This is a genomic window from Candidatus Limnocylindria bacterium (assembly GCA_036523395.1).
In the GTDB taxonomy this organism is placed as follows: Bacteria; Chloroflexota; Limnocylindria; order P2-11E; family P2-11E; genus CF-39.
In genome coordinates, this window is record DATDEH010000061.1 from 1 (window position 1) to 17,163 (window position 17,163).

Genomic DNA, 17,163 nt, shown 5'->3' on the forward strand with positions numbered 1-17,163 from the left:
CTCCACGAGGCGCAGGCGGCGAGCGGCATGATGGCCCGCGCGTACGGCATGCCCGAGGAGGTCGCGCGCTTTTTCAATGTCCTGCTCGCGATGACGGGCAGCAAGGTCCAGAACCGCGGCTACCTCGCGTTCCTCGACGGCGGCACCGATCCCGTCGCCTGGAGCTACCTCGTGTACCTGCCGGATTCGCCGATCGTCCTGCTGGGCGGTGCCGCGACGGTGCCCGAGCATCGCGGCCGCGGCATCTACAGCGCGCTCGTCGCAAAGCGGCTCGCCGATGCGCGCGCCGATGGGCGGAGCGCCGCGGTCGTCCAGGCGGTGCGGTCGACCTCAGCGCCGATCTGCGCGAAGCTGGGCTTCCGCGAGGTCTGCGGTCTCGAGTTCTACGCCTGGGAAGGCGCGCCGCATCAGGACATCCCGATGCTGAAGCTCGAGGATTAGCGCGGCGCGCTTCGGCGCTAGGCTCGCGCCGTGCCGGCCGTCAAACGCACGCCGCTCACGGAACTCTTCTGGCGCGCGCACAAGTCCGTCTTCCGCGCGAGCGGCGGCCGGCTCATGTCACGCGTCGGGCCACTGCCGGCGCTGCTCCTCAGCGTGCGCGGGCGAGCGGTGCCGCTCGGGACGTCCTGCTCAATTACATGCGCGACGGCGACCGCTTCGTCGTGTTCGCGTCTCACGCCGGTGAGGACCGCGATCCGCCGTGGTGGTTGGACCTGCGCGACGCGGGCGAGGCCGAGATCCTCGTCGACGGCAAGCGTCTGCGCGTGCGCGCTCGCGAGGCACAGAGCGCCGAAGGTGACCGGCTGTGGTCTGAAGTGAAGGGCCGCGACGACGCGTTCATCGAGTACGAGAGGCGGACCGCGCGCCGTATCGCGGTCGTGATGCTGGAGCCGGCTTAGGACTCCCTTCGCGAGAGACGCCACGCGAGTGCGCCGTACGCGATCGCGACCCACGCGAGCAGCACCGCGTACGAGATCCAGATATCCCCGAAGAGCGGCTTGCCGGCGAGACCGTTGGTCATCACCCGCATCCCCTGGAACGTCGGGAATGCGCGGAGCGCGAGGTCGAGCGCGTCCGGCACGGGCAAGCCCGCGACGAACGCCGGTCCGATGATCGGTAGCAGCAGAACGCTCGACCACGTGTACACCTGGCTGGCGGTCTTGAAGATGCCACCGAGGAGCAGTCCCAGCCCGATGAGCGCCACCGCGAGCAGTGCGGTCCCGATCACGAAGGTCGGTATGTCGACAGGCTGCAGACGCGTGAGACTGAGCATGATCGTCACCGACACCGCGCTGTACGCAAGGCCGACGAGCGCTTTACCCATGATCACCTCGCGGTAGCTCGCGACCAGGAGGAGCGCGTCGAGCGTCTTCTTCTCTGCCTCCTCCGTGAGGATGATCGGCACCGCGAGCACGGCGATCATGCCGAGCATCATCACGACGGTGGCGAGCACGAAGTAGCGGCGCGCCCCGAGCTCGCCCAGCACGCCCGCCTCCGCCGAGCCGGCTTGAACGCGCTCGACCGCGACGGTCGCGATCGGCGGTTGACCTGACAGCGCGCGGATCCCGGTCTCGAGCGCGGCCGAAACGAAGTTCGCCGTGGAGCCACCACCCACGGTCGGCTGGATCAGCGTGATCGTCGGTCGGCGACCCTGGCGGATAGCGTCATCGACGTCGGGCGGGAGCACGAACGCGACGTCCACGTCCTGCGCCACGACGAGATGGCGGGCCTCGCCGTCGCTGTCGACGTGGCGCAGCTTGAGGCTGACCGTTTGCCCGGCGCGATCCTCGAGCGTGCGCACCAACGCGGAGTTCTCGGGGCCGGCGAACGCGACCTTCGCCTCGACGAGACGCTCCTCCGGGAAGATCGAGTTGTAGAGGATGGCGAGGATGATCGGCGTGAGCAGCGACACGAGGACGCGCGAATCGCGCACGGCGTCGACGACATCTTTGCGGAAGATCGCGGCGATGATCGGTATGCGCATCTAGAGCGGCCGTCCCGCGAGCGCCACGAAGACATCCTCGAGCGTCCCTTCCTGTGAATGGATGGTGAGTACCTGATCGGCGCGCATCCATTCCGCGAGCTTGGCCGCGTCCTGCGGATCGTCGAGTCGCAGGTCGTGCTCGGTGCGGTCGCGCAGTAGCACCTTCGCGGTGCGCTGGCCGTAGCGCAGCTTGAGCTCGCGCGGTGTATCGAGAGCGACGATGCGACCCTGGCTGAGGAACGCGACGCGCGTGCAGAGCTCGTCGGCCTCCTCCATGTAGTGCGTCGTCAGGAAGATCGTCGTCCCTTCGCGTGCGAGCTGCGACACGAGCGCGCGCACCTCGCGGGCCGACGTTGGGTCCAGCCCGCGCGTCGGCTCGTCCATGAACAGCACGCGCGGCGAATTGATGAGCGAGCGGGCGATCATCAGCCGCTGCTTCATGCCGCTGGAATACGTCTTCGCCTTGCGCTTCGCGGCGTCGCGCAGCCCGACCAGATCGAGAAGCTCGTCCGCGCGCGACGCCTTGACCCCATACAGGGTCGCGAAGAAGCGGAGGTTCTCGATCCCGGCGAAGCGGTCGTAGAGGTTGGGATCCTCGAAGACCGCGTTGATGAGCGGCTTGACGCGGTCCCGATCGGTGACGGCGTCGAGGCCCGCCACGAGCGCGCGGCCGGCGGTCGGTCGCGCGCGTCCGGTCAGCATGCGGATCGTCGTCGTCTTGCCTGCGCCGTTGTGTCCGAGCAGGCCGAAGACCTCGCCTTCGGCAACGCTGAAGGTGATGCCGTCGACGGCACGTACCGCGCCGTAGTGCTTCTGCAGGTCCTGGACCTCGACGGCCGCCGCCATTTGCGCCAGCCTAGCGGCGTTGATCGCCGAGGCCGGTTTTCTGTTCGCCATCGCGGCCGTGAGCATGAGCCTCGCGAGCCTGGCCGGCCTGGTCGTCGCGTTCCGCCGCTCCGGCTCGTGGGCGGCCTACGACCTGTACCGGCTGCGTCAGATCGTTGAGTTCGGTTTCGCGAATGTCCTGATCGCGCTCGCGCTCATCCCGCTCGTTCCCATTCTCGGCGCCGTCGAGGCCGCGGTGCGGTTGGTCGCGGCCGTGGCGATGGTCGTGTTCGTCGCGCACGTGGTCATCCTCGTTCGCCGCCGGCATGAGACATCACCGAACATCGGACTGCCTTTCGCGGTCGTCCTCGTCGACGTCGTCGTGGTCATGCTGATCACAGCGGCCATCGTCCTCGGCACCGTCCCCGCGTGGGAGTCGGCGCTGCTCGCGCTCCTCGCGCGGCCGATGCTTGCGTTCCTGCTGGTCCTCGTAACGCTACGCGGCGACAGCTAGACGACTTACTCGATCGTCGCCGCGTGCACCGACGTCACATAGGGCAGGTACTGCGCGGCGCGCTCCCAGCTCTTGCCTTCGTCGCGGCTGGCCCACACGTCGCCATTCGCCGTGCCGAAGTACACGCCGAGGGGGTCGAGAAGATCGGTGTCCATCCCCTCGCGCACCGACTCGAGCCGTGCCCCGGGCGGCAGGCCCTTGTCGTTCCGCTTCCAGGTCGCGCCGCGATCGTTCGTCGAGTAGACGGCGATCCCAGGGTCGACGGCGGTCCGCTCGGTGTCGTGGAGGGGGATCGCGTAAGCGGTCGCGCGGTCGCGCGGGTGCATCGCGGCGGCGAAGCCGAAGTTCGTCGGCAGGCCCTCGGTGCGATTGCGCCAGACGGTCTCGCCCGGCTCGCGCCAGAACACGTCGACGTGCACGCGCATGAAACGGACACCGCTCACTTTGGGGTGAGCGAGCAGCTTGTGGATGCAGTAGAAGACGTCAGGGCGGTCCTCTTTGCCGCCGGTCTGCGCGTTGTCCTGCACCCAGGAATTCCCGCCGTCGGTCGACGTATAGACGCCACCGACGCTGATGCCTACCTGCATCTTCTTGGGGTCGTCCGCGTCGATCGCGATCGAATGCAGACCCATGCCGCCAAAACCGGGGACCCACTTCGCACGCGAGGGCTGATCGTCGAGCGCCTTGTTGAGTTGCCAGGTCTCGCCGCGGTCCTCGCTCTTCCAGAGCGCCGCCGGCTCGGTGCCGGCCCACACCACGTTCGGCGTCTTCACATGGCCGGGCTCGATGTGCCAAGTCTGAGAGAAGGTGCGGTCGGAGCCCTCGGGGAACGCGGGGTTCTTCGACTTCTGCCAGGTCTTTCCCATGTCGCGGCTGTAGTCGATGCGCGAGCCGCCCCAGGTCATGTTGATCGCGGCGTACATCGAACCGTCGCGTGGGTCATACGTCGCGTGATGGATCGGCGCCGGCGCGCTGTACGGACCGTCCTGCGTCCACCTCTTGCGGTCCGCGTCGCTCCGCAGCGTGTAGAGACCCTTCTTGGTGCCGACCAGCAGGACCACGTGCTTCGCCATCTCGTCCCCTCCTGATCTATCCGCCCGAAAGCGCCGGAAGAACATGCACGATGTCCCCGTCCGCGAGCGTAGCGTCCTCACCACCCAGGAAGCGCGCGTCCTCTTGGTTCACGAACAGGCCCAGGTGCGCGCGCAGCCGGCCGTGCTCGTCGCGCATCCGCTCCGCGAGCGACGGGTGCGCCTTCACCAGGGCCTCGAGGGCCTCGCGAAGGGTCGATGCCTCGAGCGTCACGTCGCGCGCCCCGCCGGCGAAGCCGCGGTAGGCGCCGTGAAGAAGTATCCGCACATGAGCACGACGAACGGGAGTGACCAAGATAGACACAGGCTAGCGAGAACGTCGGGCGAGGCGCTTCTGCAGCAGCGCGCGCTCGGCGGGGTTCTCGGTGAGCTCGAGCGCACGTTCATCGGCCGCGCGTGCGTCTACCGTCCGGCCGAGCGCGCGCAGTAGCTCCGCGCGCGTCGCGTGGAACAGGTGGTAGCCGGCGAGTTCCCGAGACAGCGCGTCGACCTCGGCCAGCGCGACGTCGGGCCCCTCTACGTGCCACAGCGCGATCGCGCGGTTGAGCCGCACGACCGGCGTGTCGCCCAGCGCCAGAAGCGCGTCGTACGACCGGAGGATGTCGGGCCACCGCGTCGTCTCCCAACTCTTCGCGTCGGCATGCGCGCCGGCGATGAGCGCCTGCAGCTGGTACGGGCCCGGACCCCGCATGCGCAGATAGCGGCCGACCAGGAGGAACGTCTCATCGATCAGCGTGCGGTCCCATTTCGAGCGGTCCTGGTCGCGCAGCAGCACCATCTCGCCGCCCCGGTCGAAGCGCGCGTCGGCACGGGCAAGGTTGAAGCGCATGAGCGCGAGCAGACCGAGGACCTCCGGCTCATCGGGCATGAGGCGCGCGAGGAGCGAGGTGAGCCACTCGGCCTCGGCCGCGAGATCGCGATCGCTTGCGCCCCGCGACCCGGTCGCGAGGTAGCCCTCGTTGAACATCAGATACAGGACGGCGAGCACCTCGCCGACGCGATCGGGCAGCTCGTGACCCTCGGGTACGCGGAATGGGATCTTCGCGTCGACGATCTTTCGCTTCGCGCGCACCAAACGCTGCGCGACCGTCGACTCGGACTGCAGGAACGCGCGCGCGATCTCGGCCGTCGTGAGACCCGCGACGGACCGCAGTGTCAGTGCGAGCTGCGCTTCGCGCGCGAGCGCGGGGTGGCAGCACGTGAAGATGAGCTCGAGACGCTCGTCAGGCATGGAGCTCGTCGGCGGCATCGGCGTCTCCTCCAGCTGGGCGACCTTTTCGCGGTAGCGCGTCTCACGTCGCAGCCGGTCGATCCCCTTGCGGTGCGCGGTCGTCATGAGCCACGCGCCGGGGTTGTCCGGGATGCCTGAGCGCGGCCAGTGCTCGAGCGCGGCGACCAGTGCGTCCTGAACGCACTCTTCCGCGAGGTCGAAGTCGCCGAGCCGCTTCACGAGCGCCGCGGTGAGCCGGCCCGCCTCCTCGTGGAAGACGGCGGCCACCGCGTCGCTCGTGATCGTGATCAGGCTCCGTGGACCACGATCGGGCGCACCTCGACGTCGCCGCCCGGCCAGCTCTTCGCGATCGCGATGGCCTTGTCGAGATCGTCGACCTCGATGAGCGCGAATCCACCGACCGTTTCCTTTGACTCGATGAACGGCCCGTCGATGACCTTCATCGTGCCGCTCACGCGCTTGACCGACGTCGCGTTGCGCTGCATGCCGAGCTCCTCGCCGCCCTTGATGACGCCGGTCTTCGACAGGTCGTCCCACCACTTCATGATCGGCCCGTAGGCCCTGTCGAGCTCTTCCTTTGAATGCGTGTCGTACCAGTCGTCGTTCCCGACGAACATGAGCACGTACTTCGGCATCTCTAGACCTCCGCCACTCGTTCGCGCTGCTCGACGACGTCGCGGATCTCGATCCCGTAACCGGGCCAGGTCTTCGCGACGGCGATCGCCGCCTCAAGGTCGGGCAACTCGAAGATCGAGAACCCGCCGACGGACTCCTTTGATTCGATGAACGGTCCGTCGATCACCGTGACTTTGCCGGTGCTGCTCTTGCGGATCGTGGTCGCCGTGCGCGTGGGCTGCAGCTCGGCGCCGCCGTCGACGATCTTCGGTCCATTGACCTCGAACCACTTGAAGATGTCGGCGTAGACCTTCTGCTGCTCCGGCGTGGGGTCGTTCTGGTAATCCACGCCGTCGTCCATGAACAGGAATGCGTACTTGGACATCGCTCTTGCCTCCCTTGGCCGTTGTACCGGTACGACGAACGGGTCGGCCCTGAGTCGACAGGGGAGTACAGGCTAGCGACGCCCCCGGTCCAGGTCGCTGCTAACTGCGCGACAGATGGGCGGGCGGCCAGCCTCCCGGCGGCACGTCGGCGCCGCGCTCCAGCTTCAGCAGGCGCCGCTTGGCTTCGAGGCCGCCGGCGTAACCGCCGAGCGTCCCGTCGCTGGCGACGACACGGTGGCAGGGCACGACGATCGGGATCGGGTTGTCGCCGATGGCACCGGCCGCGGCGCGGTAAGCCTTGTCGTTGCCGGTGTTGTGCGCCACCTTCGCGTAGGTGATGAGCTCGCCATACGGGACGCGCGCGGTCACGGACAGGACCTTGCGCTGGAACGGCGTCAGTGGCGAAAGGTCGACCGCGACATCGAAGTCACGGCGCTTCCTGTTGAAGTACTGATCGAGCTCGCGGGCGACGTCGTCGACCCGCCGCGCGTCCGGAAGGACGCCCGGGCCATAGGCGCGGACGATGCGCCGCAGCTCGAGGGGCGATGGCTCGGCGCCGTAATGGATGTTGAGCAGGCCGCGCGGCCCGACCGCGATCCAGAGCGGCCCCAGCGGCGAGTCGACGACGCGATAGCCCACCGTTTCGAGCCCTTCGCGCCGTGCGCGCGCCATCAGACGTTCGCGGGCGTCCGCGACGACCGGACCAAGCTCGCTCATCGCATCGCCTCCTTCACCTTCTTCATCGCCTCCGCCACGCGCGACCTGGCCGCTTCCTCGCTGCACTCGAGCGCGTGCGACACCTCCGCGTACGACAGTCCCTGCACCTTGCGCAGCACGAAGGCAGCGCGCTGACCCGTCGGCAACGTCTTCACCGCGGTCGCAAGATCCGCGAGCGATACGCCATCGCGTTCCGGCGCCGCGAGCGGCAGGTCGCCGAGACGCACGAATCGTTTCGCGCGCCGGCCTCGATCGATCGCCTTATTCGTCGCGATCTTGTAGAGCCATGCGCGCTCGGTGCCGCGCCGCGGCGGTGGCCAGGCACGAAAAGCCGCGAGGAACGTGTCCTGATAGACGTCATCCGCTTCATCGCGATCGCCGGTGAGCCGCAGGGCGTACGCGAAGATCTCGCGTTCGTGCTGCTCGAGTAGCTCGCCGAATGTCGTCGGATGTGTCATTCGTTCTGTATAGAACGTTGACACGCTCCAGGCTGTGAGATGCCCTATGTCGCGTGGTGAAGAGGGGAAGCTCCGCGGCGCTCGTGTTCGCATTCGTGATCGCCGCATCGTGCGGCGGCTCCGCGAGCCCGTCGGCCACCACCACCGGCGCCACCGCGACCACTGCCGCCGTGCCTTCGAGCGCGAGCAGCGCGCCGTCAGGGAGCAGCCCCTCCTTCAGTCAGATCCTTGGTGCGGCCAAGGCGAGCGAATACAAGGTGACGTACAAGCTGACCGCGACCGGCGGCGCCGAGGGCTTCTCGGGCGAGCAGTCGTGGTACTTCAAGCCACCGAAGGCGCGCTTCGACTTCACCAGCAGCGTCTCCGGAGCCGCGGCGACCATCTCGCTCTTCGCGTTGGCGGACGGCACGTACATGTGCTTCGGTGGCACCGTGCAGACCGCGCAGTGCATCGGGATGTCGGGTCTCGACACCGCCATGCAGCAGAATCCCGCTGCCGCGTACCAGGAGGCCTTCATCCAGCACCCCGACCAGTTCAGCGGCGTGCTCGTGGAAACGCGACAGATCGCGGGACAGCAGGCGCACTGCTACGACGTGAAGGCTTCGGCAACGACGGCCGGTCTCACCGATGGCCGCTTCTGCTACAGCACGCAGGGCATCCCGCTGCTGCAGCGCTTCGCCGTGCAGGGCGGGACCTGGTCGATGGAGGCGACGAACCACTCGGCCACCGTTCCGGACTCCGAATTCACGCTCCCCGCGAAGGCCACGATCATCGGGAAGCCCTAGCGAACACGCGCGGCTAACCTTCGCCCGTGCGCTGGGACCTCCACACCCACTATTACCCCGCAGCGTTCTTCCGTCTCATCGAAGAGGTCGGTGGCGCATTCTCCTTCGGGACCGATCCGACCGGTCGAACGATCATCCGTTACCGCGGCTCGCGGTTCTTCGGGATCACGCCGCCGATGACCGATCCTGCCAGACGCATCGAGGACATGGACCGCGTCGGCATCGACGTCGAAGTCCTCTCGCTCTCGACACCCAACGTGTATTTCGCTGCGGCTGAGCGGCAGGCCGAGGTCGCGCGCCTCGTGAACGACGCGTACGCCGACCTGGCCGCGCGGTACCCCAAACGTTTCAAGGGCTTCGCGTCGATCCCAATGGACGATCCCGACGCGGCGCTCCGTGAGCTCGAGCGCGCACTCGACGACCTGCGCATGAACGGCGTCATCGTCCTTTCGAACATCAACGGCCGCTCGCTCTCCGATCCGCGCTACCGGCCCTTTTTCGTCGAATGCGACCGCCGACGCGTGTGCGTCTTCATCCACCCGATGATCCCCGCGAGTGCCGAGCCTTTCTCTGAGTACGTGCTCGGGCCGATCGTCGGATTCCCGTTCGACACGACCCTCGCCGTAGCGCGGCTGTGCTACGCGGGGGTGTTCCGCACGCTACCCAACATCAGGTGGATCCTCGGCCACCTCGGTGGCGCGGTGCCGTATCTCATGGAGCGCATGGACAACGGGTGGCGCGACTTCGCGGAATGCCGCGTGAACATCGACGATCTGCCGAGCGTGTATCTGAAGCGCCTGTATTACGACACGGTGTCGTTCAGCGGGCCGTCACTTCGTCTGACGCGAGAGCTTGTCGGCGCCGATCACATGGTGATGGGCAGCGACTACCCTCACCTGCTCGGATCGATCGACCGCGCGGTGTCGAGCATCGAGTCGCTCGACGTTCCGAGCGCCGAGAGAGACCGGATCTTCAGCGGCACCGCGCGCGCGATCCTCAACAATGTCTGAGGTGGCAGGGGGGTTGCAGGGGATTCCCCCTGCGATGAAAAGGATGTGGCATGTGGACGAGCACAAGGCGGAGCGGCTTGAGGATGAACGTGATGAAGAGAGCGAGGACGGGATCACCGCTGCTCGCCGAGGTTCGCGGGCGGCACCGAGCGACAAGCCGGAAGGCACCGCGCCGCATCCACAGGACGTGAACGAGATCGCCGAGTAGCGCCTAGCGAGTCGCGCCTGCAGCCGGCTACTCCGGCGCGAGCTCGAAGATGATCTCGCCGTCCACGACCTGACCGGTCCGGCGGAAGCCGAGCTTCTCGTGAACGCGCAGCGACGGCACGTTCTCGGGCGTCGTCGATGAGATGAACCGCCTGACGCCGTGCTCATCGCGCGCCCAGTCCATGAGCCGCCGCGCCGTCTCGGTCGCGTAGCCGTGCCGCCGATGCTCGGGGAACACCGTCCATCCGAGCTCAGCGGCATCCGCGGCTTCGACGTCGTTGACGCCAGGCGGTCCGTGGAAGTTCACGAAGCCGATCATCACGCGATCCTCGCGGCGCACGATCGCGCGCACCGACCACGGCAACCGCGCCGGATCCGCCGCGAGCTGGACACGCCGGAGCTCGAGCACCTCGAGGGCCGTGCCTGGGAACTCGCCGGGAACTGTGTAGTCAACGAGCTCGCGTGCGCGCGACGGGTTGCCGCCCACGAAGGCGTCAAGGAGAGCAAGCGGCATGACGACGAGATCGAGTCGCTCGCTGCGGACGATGTCCGCCGTCAGGAGCTTCGCTTGGACACCGCTCGTTCGTAGATATCGTCGGCGAGCCGCAGCGGCCGGCCGGATCCGCCGTGCCGCTCCATGCTGAGCTCCGCCAGGACCGCGAGCGCGATCTCCGCCGGCGTGCGCCCACCGAGGTCGAGACCGATCGGCGCGTGCACCGCGCGGATGCGCTCCTCGGAGAGGCCCTCGTCGCGGAGCATCTTCGCGATGAGGATCGTCTTGCGCTTCGACCCGAGCAGTCCGACGTAGCGGGCCTCGGTCTTCACCGCCTCGCGCAGGCAATGCGCGTCGAGCTTATGACCGCGCGTGGCGATCACGACGAAGCTGTTCCAGCCGATCGGCATCGTTCGCAGCGCTTCGGCCATGTCCATCCGCACGACATCGATGCCCTGTCCGAACCGCTCGCGCGAGGAGAATTCAGGGCGGTCGTCGATCACGGTCACGTCGTACTCGAGCTGCGCGGCCATCTTCGCGATGGCGAGGCCGACGTGTCCGCCGCCGGCGATCACCAGGCGCGCCTTCGTGACGATGGGCTCGATGAGCAGCTCATGCGATTCGTCGAGGGCGATCGTCCGCGGCGTTGCCTGTCGCAACGCGTCGAGCGCGGCCTTGGCCGCACGCGCATCGAGCGTTCCATCGCCGAGCGATCCGCCCGTCGCCCCGTCGGTCTCGACGAAGAGCTTGCCGCTCGGCCTGAAGTCCTTGCCTTCACGTCGCAGCAGTGTCGCGAGCGCGACCGGCTTTCCGCCGGATGACGCCGCGAGCACGTCGCCGAGCAGATCGCGTCCGCCGAGAAGCAGCGCGCGCTCGCCGGGCTCGATCGAGATCCACATCGTTCCGCCGCACACGAGGCCGGTGTCCCACGCGAGATCCTCGGTGAGCTCGTACTCGCGCAGCGACACATCACCAGTGTCGAGAACGCGCTTCGCCTCTTCGAACGCGTCGCCCTCGACGCATCCGCCGCCCAGCGTGCCGGTGAGGCGACCGAGATCGTCCACGAGCAGCTTCGCGCCGACCACTTGTGGCGTACTGCCGACGGTGCGCACGACGGTGCAGACGGCGAAGCGTCGTCCCTCGCGCTCGAGCTCGGCCATCCGCGCGTAGATCGTCCTCACGAGTTCATCTTAGGGTCGCGCGCCACACCTCCGATGGCTGCGCGCGCGACTCCCCGTCGCGCGCCGACTTTGCGCAAACGCCCGCGCCGTCCCGAATTCGGCCCGTCCATCGCAGGCTTTTTGCGCAAAGTCGCTTGTCGGAAATCTCCCGGGACCGAGGTCTAGCGTCTCGTACGTTACGAGTCGTCGAACGAGCGACCGGCCAACAGGAGGGCCTCCGAAAACCTTTGCGTCCGTTCGGTCCGCTGCTACTCTCTTGCCGCCGTCCATTGATTGGTGCAGGAGGGTGAACGTCCTATGGCGGACACGGGAGGGTCTACGACTGATCCAGTAGCAGAGCCAGACACAGGGCAAGACAAGCCAGCACTGTCGGTCACGCGACGCAACTTCCTCATCGGCGCGGGTGCCGGTGCGGCCGCAGCCGGAGTTGTACTCGGTGGTGCGGTCGTCGCGAACAAGGCGCTCAACCCAGAGACGACCACCACCACGACGACGACAACAGCGGGTGGTCCGATCCCCGCGACGATGCGCCGAGTCTCACTCAACATCGACAACGTGAAGTACGACCTCCTTGTCGATAACCGCGAGAGCCTTTGGGAGACGATGAACTTCCAGCTCGGTCTCTCGAACTCGAACCTCGGCTGCGATCGAGCGCAGTGCGGCGCGTGTGCCGTGCTCGTCGACGGAAAAGCAGTCAACGGTTGCACCGTTCTGAGCGCGCGACTTGGTCGCGGCCAGAAGATCGCGACGGTCGCCGGTCTTCCGACCGGACCCGGCGTGAATGGTCTGCACCCGATCCAGCGCGCGTTCTGGCTCGACGGTGGATTCCAGTGCGGCATCTGCACGCGCGGATTCATCATGTCGACCGTCCAGCTGCTCGGGGCGAACCCGAAGCCGACGACGGCGCAGATCGCAGAAGGCCTCGCCGGCAACATCTGCCGGTGCGGTGAGTACGCAAAGATCTTCACCGCCGTGAACACCGCCGCGGCGGAGATGCGCGGCGACAAGGTCGCGCACCTCGCGGCGCCGGTCGTTGTTGGCGTCGCTGGCACCGCCGATGCGGCACCGGGCGCCGCCGGTGTCTCCAAGGAATTCCAGTTCGAGAAGCCGATGGGCACGATCGAGGACTACGACCCGTTCGAGCAGGCGCTCAAGAAGCGCGACGGCATCCTTGCCGTGAGCGGCAACGAGCGCAGCGTCACCGTCAAGTGGGACCCGGCCAAGCTCGACGAGAACAAGGTGCGCGCGATCCTTGTCGACCTCGGCCACGCGGCCAGGTAGGAGGGGTTAGAGATGGCACAGATCGAAGCAGTACGTGTCGTCCAAGACGCGGCCTACGCCGCCAGCTTGAGCGACCAGGACTGGTACGCGCTCGCCCAGGACCCCGCCTGGCAGGAGATGGTCTCCGAGCAGTCGGAAATGGTCGCGGGCGTCATCGCCAAATACGCGAACAAGCTTCCCGGTGGGGGCCAGACTTCGGCGCCGACCGAGATCCCGGTCTTCCGGCCGTTCAAGGTCATCGGCACCGACATCGCCCGCATCCAGGGCTACGGCATCGTCACCAACCAGGGCACGTACACCGAGAACCTGCGCATGTCCGGCATGCTCTTCATGCGGACGTTGCGCAGCCGCTACCCGCACGCGAAGATCAAGTCGATCGACACGTCGGCCGCGGAGAAGATCCCGGGCGTTCGCAAGATCCTTCACCGCGGGAACCTGCCAGAGGAATACAAGGACGTGTTCCTCGGCTCCGCTCTCCCGACGCGCTTCCTCTTCAGTGAGGAAGTCTTCGAGGTCGGCGCCCCGATCGCGGTGATCGCGGCCGACAGCGAGCACATCGGCGACGAGGCCATCCGCGCGATCAAGGTCGAGTACGAAGTGCTTCCGGCCGCTTTGGACATGATCGAGGCGATGAAGTCCTCGACGCCAAAGCAGTTCCAGAGCAACCTCGACGGGACCACGATCGCGGTGACGGCACCGCTCGTGCGCGGCGACCCGACCACGGCGAAGGCCGACGTGGTCGTCGACGTCGTGGCGAGGAAGTCGACCGAGCAGCACGTCGCGCTTGAGCTCACGAACTCGTTGTCCTACTGGGACGGCGACAAGCTCAACATGACGTATACCAACCAGCACGGACACGGGACGCGGTCAGGCCTCTCGCAGGCCCTGAAGATCCCGCAGAACAAGGTCCGCGTGTTCCAGACCGGCTACCTGGGATCCGGCTACGGCTACCGCAGCGGCATCGACCTCTCGGAAGCCCACGCCGCCATCCTGTCGAAGGTCACCGGACGTCCGATCAAGAACAACTACACGCGCTACGAGGACTTCGTCACCCGCACGCACCGTCCCGAGTTCCGCAACGAGATGAAGCTCGGCGTCAATCGTGATGGGACGATCTCGTTCGGCATCTTCAAGGTCATCGCGAACGTCGGCGCACAGCGCGCCGGCGCGGCGAACGGCGCATGGGTGAACATGCAGAACCTCTACAAGATCCCGAACCTGCGCCTCGAGGCCGTTGACGTGATGACCAACAGCTACAAGTCGGGCCCGTACCGCTGCGTGAGCCACCCGAACGGGACGTTCGCGCTCGAGACCACGATGGACAAGGCCGCGTACGCGATCAACATGGACCCGATCGAGTTCCGGCTCAAGAACATCAACGAGGTCGGCAATCCGGACACGAAGCGTCCGTTCAGCAACCTCGGTGTCCGCGACTGCATCACCGGCGTCCAGACCGCGATCAACTGGAAGAACATCTGGCACGCGCCGAAGGCGAAGCAGGTACGGCCGGGCGTCTACCACGGCGTCGGCATGGCGGTACACCTCTGCAGCCACGGCGCGGGCAGCAACCCCTCGACCGGTCAGATCATCATCAACAGCGACGGAAGCGTGCAGGCGGTCTCCGGTGTCACTGACATCGGCTCCGGCCAGCGCACGAACATGTTGATGGTCGCGGCGGAAGCGCTCGGCGTTCCGCTCAGCATGGTCACCATCACGCCTTACGTCGACACTGACAACACGACCGACAGCGGTGGGACCAACGGCAGCCGCATGACCAACACCGGCGGTCGCGGCATGTACGAAGCTGGCATCGACGCTCGCAACCAGATCCTCAAGTACGGTGCCGATAAGTTCACGGCGGACAACGTGACGGCCAAGTCGGACGTGAAGGTCACCGCCGCGGATGTCGATATGAACAGCGACGGGGTCGTGTTCCTCAAGAGCGATCCGAAGCGCACCCTGAAGCTCGACGCCATCGTGCAATTCAAGGCCACAGCGATCATCGGCAAGTCTGACTACCTGCAGCCCACCAACTGGGAGCAGGTCGCCGTCGCCGCACACGCCGCCGAGGTCGAGGTCGACACCCTCACGGGTACCGTGAAGATCACACGCTACGTGGCGGCCCACGACGTGGGCAAGGCGTTCAACCCATTCTCGATCAGGCAGCAGGTCGAAGGCGGCGTCGTGATGGCCACCGGTGCCGTGTTGACGGAGGAGCTCCTCATCGACAAGGCCACCGGGCTACCGCTCAACCCGAACCTGCTCGACTACCGTCCGCTGTCGATCAAGGACGCGCCGCTCGCCGAGGTGATCATCGTCGAGAAGCCGAAGGCATACGGCACGTTCGGTGGCCACGGATTGGGCGAGCCGCCCATGGGTCCGCCGGCACCGACGATCGTCAACGCTGTCTACAACGCGGTCGGAGTGTGGGTGACGGAGATGCCGCTCACACGCGACAAACTGCTCGCCGCCCTCAAGGCGTCGAACTGAGTAGGGAGGAAGAGCATGAGAGGGTTTGAGCTTTACGACGCGACGACGGTCAAAGAGGCCGTCGATCTGCTTGGGAAGAATTCAGGTCGCACGGTCAAGGTCGTCGGCGGTGGCAGTGACATCGTTGGCGGCGTGATGAAGGACTGGGTCCAGGGGAAGGGCATGCCCCTTCCGGAGGTCCTGATCGACATCACGACCATCAAGGACATCGTCGGCATCAAGACGGACGGCGGAGGGACCACGATCGGCGCCGCCACGACCTTGACCGACGTCATCGAGAACAAGGACCTCGCAGCCAAGCTGCCCGTGCTGACAAATGCGGCGCTCAGCGTGGCGTCGCCGCTCATCCGCAACTTCGGGACGCTTGGCGGCAACATCAACCAGCGTCCTCGCTGCTGGTTCTTCCGTGGTGAGGACTTCAACTGCTACAAGAAGGGTGGCGACTTCTGCTACGCCGTGACCGGTGACAACCGCTACCACGCGATCATCGGCGGCGAGCTCTGCTACATCGTTCACCCTTCGGACACCGCGACCGCGCTCCTCGCGCTGGGCGCATCGGCGAAGATCGCGGGCACAGGCGGCGAGCGGACCGTTTCGTTCGACGAGTACTTCACCGGACCGCGTGTGGACGTGCTCCGCGAGAACGTTCTCAAGCCGAACGAGTTCATGACCCACGTCACCATCCCGAACCCGGCCGGCGGCACGAAGTTCGGATGGACGAAGCTCAAGGACCGTCAGGTCTACGACTTCGCGCTCATCTCGGTCGCCGCGGTCTTCACGGTCTCGGGTGGCAACTGGCAGGACGGACGCATCACCCTCGGTGGCGTTTCGCCCGTCCCGTACCGCGCCAAGGTCGTTGAGGACTTCCTCAAGGGCAAGGACATCAAGGCGACGGCGAAACAGGCCGCCGCACAGATCCGGACCGTCGCGCGCCCGATGAGCCTGAACTCCTACAAGGTGGACCTCGCGCAGGGTCTCATCGAGCGGACGATCCTCGAGGCGCTGGGCTAGCAGTTCACGGGGCGGCGACCACGTGGTCGCCGCCCCGAGCACCTTCTCAGGCCTTCGCGCGCTCGCGGTTCTGATCCCGCAGCCACTTGATGGTCTGCAGCGCCCACTTGTGCGACACCGCGTTGGCCGCGACGTAACTTCCGTCCGAGTGCAACCACGAGCCGCCATCGGCGTCGGTCATCAGACCGCCGGCCTGGCTCAGGATCACGCCTGCGCCCGCGATGTCCCAGGGCTGCGCGTCGAGCGTCCAATACGCGTGCACGCGCCCTGCGGCGACATAGCAGAGCCCGAGGGCGGGAGATCCGAGCACAACGTGGTGCAGGACCTCTTCTGAGATCATCGGGAACGCCTGCAGCGCCTCTTTCCGACGCGGGCCGCTGTGCGGGATGTCGCATGCCACCCAGGCCTGCTCCCAGAACTCCGGACCGAGCGCGACCGAGAGGACCGTGATCGGGCGGCCGTTCAGGTGCGCCGGCTCGCCGAGACGAGCGCTGAACATCTCATCGCGCACGGGGTCGTACACGACGCCGACGCGCAGAAGACCGTTCACGCGAAGAGCGACCGAGACCGCGAAGAACGGTATGCTCTGCGCGAAATTCAGACTTCCGCAGATGGGATCGACGATCCACAGTCGGCCGGCGTCGACGCTCAGCGGCTCGTCTTCGGGCCCCTCCTCGGTGAGAACGGCATCGCCGGGGCATTCCTTTTGGAGGACCGCCACGATCTGCTCCTGGACGTCCAGCGACGCTTCCACGACGACGTCGCGTTGGCCCTTCCATCGGAGATATCCGGGCGTGCCGAGGCGCGCCAGCGCGGCCCTACCGCCCTTGAAGGCGGCCCTGGTGGCGATGTCGAGGGCCTGCTCGTCGTCCATGTGTGTCCCA

Annotated in this window: 21 protein-coding genes; 9 read left to right on the forward strand and 12 right to left on the reverse strand. The window is 66.8% G+C overall.

Annotation, left to right across the window (positions count from 1 at the left end):
- The coding region (locus tag VI056_08505; protein ID HEY6203072.1) for a GNAT family N-acetyltransferase at positions 1 to 441 on the forward strand (441 nt) is incomplete at its 5' end.
- 68 nt (positions 442 to 509) lie between these two features.
- Positions 510 to 899, forward strand: a complete 390-nt coding sequence (locus tag VI056_08510) for a nitroreductase/quinone reductase family protein (GenBank protein HEY6203073.1) — start codon at positions 510 to 512, stop codon at positions 897 to 899.
- Here VI056_08510 and VI056_08515 read toward each other — a convergent pair.
- Both VI056_08515 and VI056_08520 read right to left on the reverse strand, forming a co-directional pair.
- Positions 896 to 1,984 carry an ABC transporter permease gene (locus VI056_08515; GenBank protein ID HEY6203074.1) on the reverse strand — a complete coding sequence of 363 codons (1,089 nt, stop codon included), beginning with the start codon at positions 1,982 to 1,984 and terminating at the stop codon, positions 896 to 898. The genes VI056_08510 and VI056_08515 overlap by 4 nt on opposite strands.
- Complete coding sequence (locus VI056_08520; protein ID HEY6203075.1) at positions 1,985 to 2,830, reverse strand: ABC transporter ATP-binding protein; 846 nt, start codon at positions 2,828 to 2,830, stop codon at positions 1,985 to 1,987.
- A 19-nt stretch (positions 2,831 to 2,849) separates the two neighbouring features.
- Between VI056_08520 and VI056_08525 the strand changes: the two genes are divergently transcribed.
- A complete protein-coding gene (locus tag VI056_08525) occupies positions 2,850 to 3,323 on the forward strand; it encodes a hypothetical protein (GenBank protein ID HEY6203076.1) in 474 nt (157 codons plus the stop codon).
- A 5-nt stretch (positions 3,324 to 3,328) separates the two neighbouring features.
- Here VI056_08525 and VI056_08530 read toward each other — a convergent pair whose 3' ends face one another.
- The 7 genes from VI056_08530 to VI056_08560 form a co-directional block, all read right to left on the reverse strand.
- On the reverse strand, positions 3,329 to 4,396 hold the full coding sequence (locus tag VI056_08530) for a hypothetical protein (GenBank protein ID HEY6203077.1): 1,068 nt from the start codon (positions 4,394 to 4,396) through the stop codon (positions 3,329 to 3,331).
- Between the two features lie 16 nt (positions 4,397 to 4,412).
- The gene (locus tag VI056_08535) at positions 4,413 to 4,709 is read right to left on the reverse strand and encodes a MoaD/ThiS family protein (GenBank protein HEY6203078.1); all 297 of its coding nucleotides are present in this window, start codon (positions 4,707 to 4,709) and stop codon (positions 4,413 to 4,415) included.
- Positions 4,710 to 4,721: 12 nt separating this feature from the next.
- Positions 4,722 to 5,912, reverse strand: coding sequence for an RNA polymerase sigma factor (locus tag VI056_08540; protein HEY6203079.1), 1,191 nt, complete (start codon positions 5,910 to 5,912; stop codon positions 4,722 to 4,724).
- Positions 5,913 to 5,932: 20 nt separating this feature from the next.
- Positions 5,933 to 6,280, reverse strand: a complete 348-nt coding sequence (locus VI056_08545) for a YciI family protein (protein HEY6203080.1) — start codon at positions 6,278 to 6,280, stop codon at positions 5,933 to 5,935.
- Between the two features lie 2 nt (positions 6,281 to 6,282).
- Complete coding sequence (locus VI056_08550) at positions 6,283 to 6,645, reverse strand: YciI family protein (GenBank protein ID HEY6203081.1); 363 nt, start codon at positions 6,643 to 6,645, stop codon at positions 6,283 to 6,285.
- 100 nt (positions 6,646 to 6,745) lie between these two features.
- Positions 6,746 to 7,363: a methylated-DNA--[protein]-cysteine S-methyltransferase gene (locus VI056_08555; protein ID HEY6203082.1), complete on the reverse strand. Its 618-nt coding sequence runs from the start codon at positions 7,361 to 7,363 to the stop codon at positions 6,746 to 6,748.
- Positions 7,360 to 7,821 (reverse strand): RNA polymerase sigma factor, encoded by a 462-nt coding sequence (locus VI056_08560; GenBank protein ID HEY6203083.1) that lies wholly within the window; start codon positions 7,819 to 7,821, stop codon positions 7,360 to 7,362. Before VI056_08560 ends, VI056_08555 begins: the two co-directional genes overlap by 4 nt.
- A gap of 56 nt (positions 7,822 to 7,877) precedes the next feature.
- Between VI056_08560 and VI056_08565 the strand changes: the two genes are divergently transcribed.
- The 3 genes from VI056_08565 to VI056_08575 are packed head-to-tail and all read left to right on the forward strand — an operon-like array spanning position 7,878 to position 9,824.
- Complete coding sequence (locus tag VI056_08565) at positions 7,878 to 8,606, forward strand: hypothetical protein (GenBank protein HEY6203084.1); 729 nt, start codon at positions 7,878 to 7,880, stop codon at positions 8,604 to 8,606.
- 26 nt (positions 8,607 to 8,632) lie between these two features.
- A complete protein-coding gene (locus VI056_08570; protein ID HEY6203085.1) occupies positions 8,633 to 9,616 on the forward strand; it encodes an amidohydrolase family protein in 984 nt (327 codons plus the stop codon).
- Between the two features lie 52 nt (positions 9,617 to 9,668).
- Positions 9,669 to 9,824, forward strand: a complete 156-nt coding sequence (locus VI056_08575; GenBank protein HEY6203086.1) for a hypothetical protein — start codon at positions 9,669 to 9,671, stop codon at positions 9,822 to 9,824.
- A 27-nt stretch (positions 9,825 to 9,851) separates the two neighbouring features.
- Here VI056_08575 and VI056_08580 read toward each other — a convergent pair whose 3' ends face one another.
- Both VI056_08580 and VI056_08585 read right to left on the reverse strand, forming a co-directional pair.
- Positions 9,852 to 10,337: a GNAT family N-acetyltransferase gene (locus tag VI056_08580; GenBank protein HEY6203087.1), complete on the reverse strand. Its 486-nt coding sequence runs from the start codon at positions 10,335 to 10,337 to the stop codon at positions 9,852 to 9,854.
- A gap of 41 nt (positions 10,338 to 10,378) precedes the next feature.
- Positions 10,379 to 11,497, reverse strand: a complete 1,119-nt coding sequence (locus tag VI056_08585) for an XdhC family protein (protein HEY6203088.1) — start codon at positions 11,495 to 11,497, stop codon at positions 10,379 to 10,381.
- A 297-nt stretch (positions 11,498 to 11,794) separates the two neighbouring features.
- On the opposite strand from VI056_08585, the gene VI056_08590 reads away from it, so the two are divergent.
- From VI056_08590 to VI056_08600, 3 genes are read left to right on the forward strand one after another with little or no spacing between them, the layout of a single operon-like run.
- Entirely contained in the window at positions 11,795 to 12,778 is a 984-nt protein-coding gene (locus VI056_08590) for a (2Fe-2S)-binding protein (protein ID HEY6203089.1), read from the forward strand.
- Between the two features lie 12 nt (positions 12,779 to 12,790).
- On the forward strand, positions 12,791 to 15,268 hold the full coding sequence (locus tag VI056_08595) for a xanthine dehydrogenase family protein molybdopterin-binding subunit (protein HEY6203090.1): 2,478 nt from the start codon (positions 12,791 to 12,793) through the stop codon (positions 15,266 to 15,268).
- A 15-nt stretch (positions 15,269 to 15,283) separates the two neighbouring features.
- Complete coding sequence (locus VI056_08600) at positions 15,284 to 16,279, forward strand: FAD binding domain-containing protein (protein HEY6203091.1); 996 nt, start codon at positions 15,284 to 15,286, stop codon at positions 16,277 to 16,279.
- 46 nt (positions 16,280 to 16,325) lie between these two features.
- On the opposite strand, the gene VI056_08605 is transcribed toward VI056_08600, so the two are convergent.
- Positions 16,326 to 17,153, reverse strand: a complete 828-nt coding sequence (locus VI056_08605) for an inositol monophosphatase family protein (GenBank protein HEY6203092.1) — start codon at positions 17,151 to 17,153, stop codon at positions 16,326 to 16,328.
- Positions 17,154 to 17,163 lie beyond the last annotated feature (10 nt).

Coding starts and splice junctions, on each gene's coding strand:
- VI056_08515 (HEY6203074.1), bottom strand. CDS start 1,984: ATGCGCATACCGATCATCGCCGCGATCTTCCGCAAAGATGTCGTCGAC.
- VI056_08520 (HEY6203075.1), bottom strand. CDS start 2,830: ATGGCGGCGGCCGTCGAGGTCCAGGACCTGCAGAAGCACTACGGCGCG.
- VI056_08530 (HEY6203077.1), bottom strand. CDS start 4,396: ATGGCGAAGCACGTGGTCCTGCTGGTCGGCACCAAGAAGGGTCTCTAC.
- VI056_08545 (HEY6203080.1), bottom strand. CDS start 6,280: ATGCCGAAGTACGTGCTCATGTTCGTCGGGAACGACGACTGGTACGAC.
- VI056_08550 (HEY6203081.1), bottom strand. CDS start 6,645: ATGTCCAAGTACGCATTCCTGTTCATGGACGACGGCGTGGATTACCAG.
- VI056_08555 (HEY6203082.1), bottom strand. CDS start 7,363: ATGAGCGAGCTTGGTCCGGTCGTCGCGGACGCCCGCGAACGTCTGATG.
- VI056_08560 (HEY6203083.1), bottom strand. CDS start 7,821: ATGACACATCCGACGACATTCGGCGAGCTACTCGAGCAGCACGAACGC.
- VI056_08580 (HEY6203087.1), bottom strand. CDS start 10,337: ATGCCGCTTGCTCTCCTTGACGCCTTCGTGGGCGGCAACCCGTCGCGC.
- VI056_08590 (HEY6203089.1), top strand. CDS start 11,795: ATGGCGGACACGGGAGGGTCTACGACTGATCCAGTAGCAGAGCCAGAC.
- VI056_08595 (HEY6203090.1), top strand. CDS start 12,791: ATGGCACAGATCGAAGCAGTACGTGTCGTCCAAGACGCGGCCTACGCC.
- VI056_08600 (HEY6203091.1), top strand. CDS start 15,284: ATGAGAGGGTTTGAGCTTTACGACGCGACGACGGTCAAAGAGGCCGTC.
- VI056_08605 (HEY6203092.1), bottom strand. CDS start 17,153: ATGGACGACGAGCAGGCCCTCGACATCGCCACCAGGGCCGCCTTCAAG.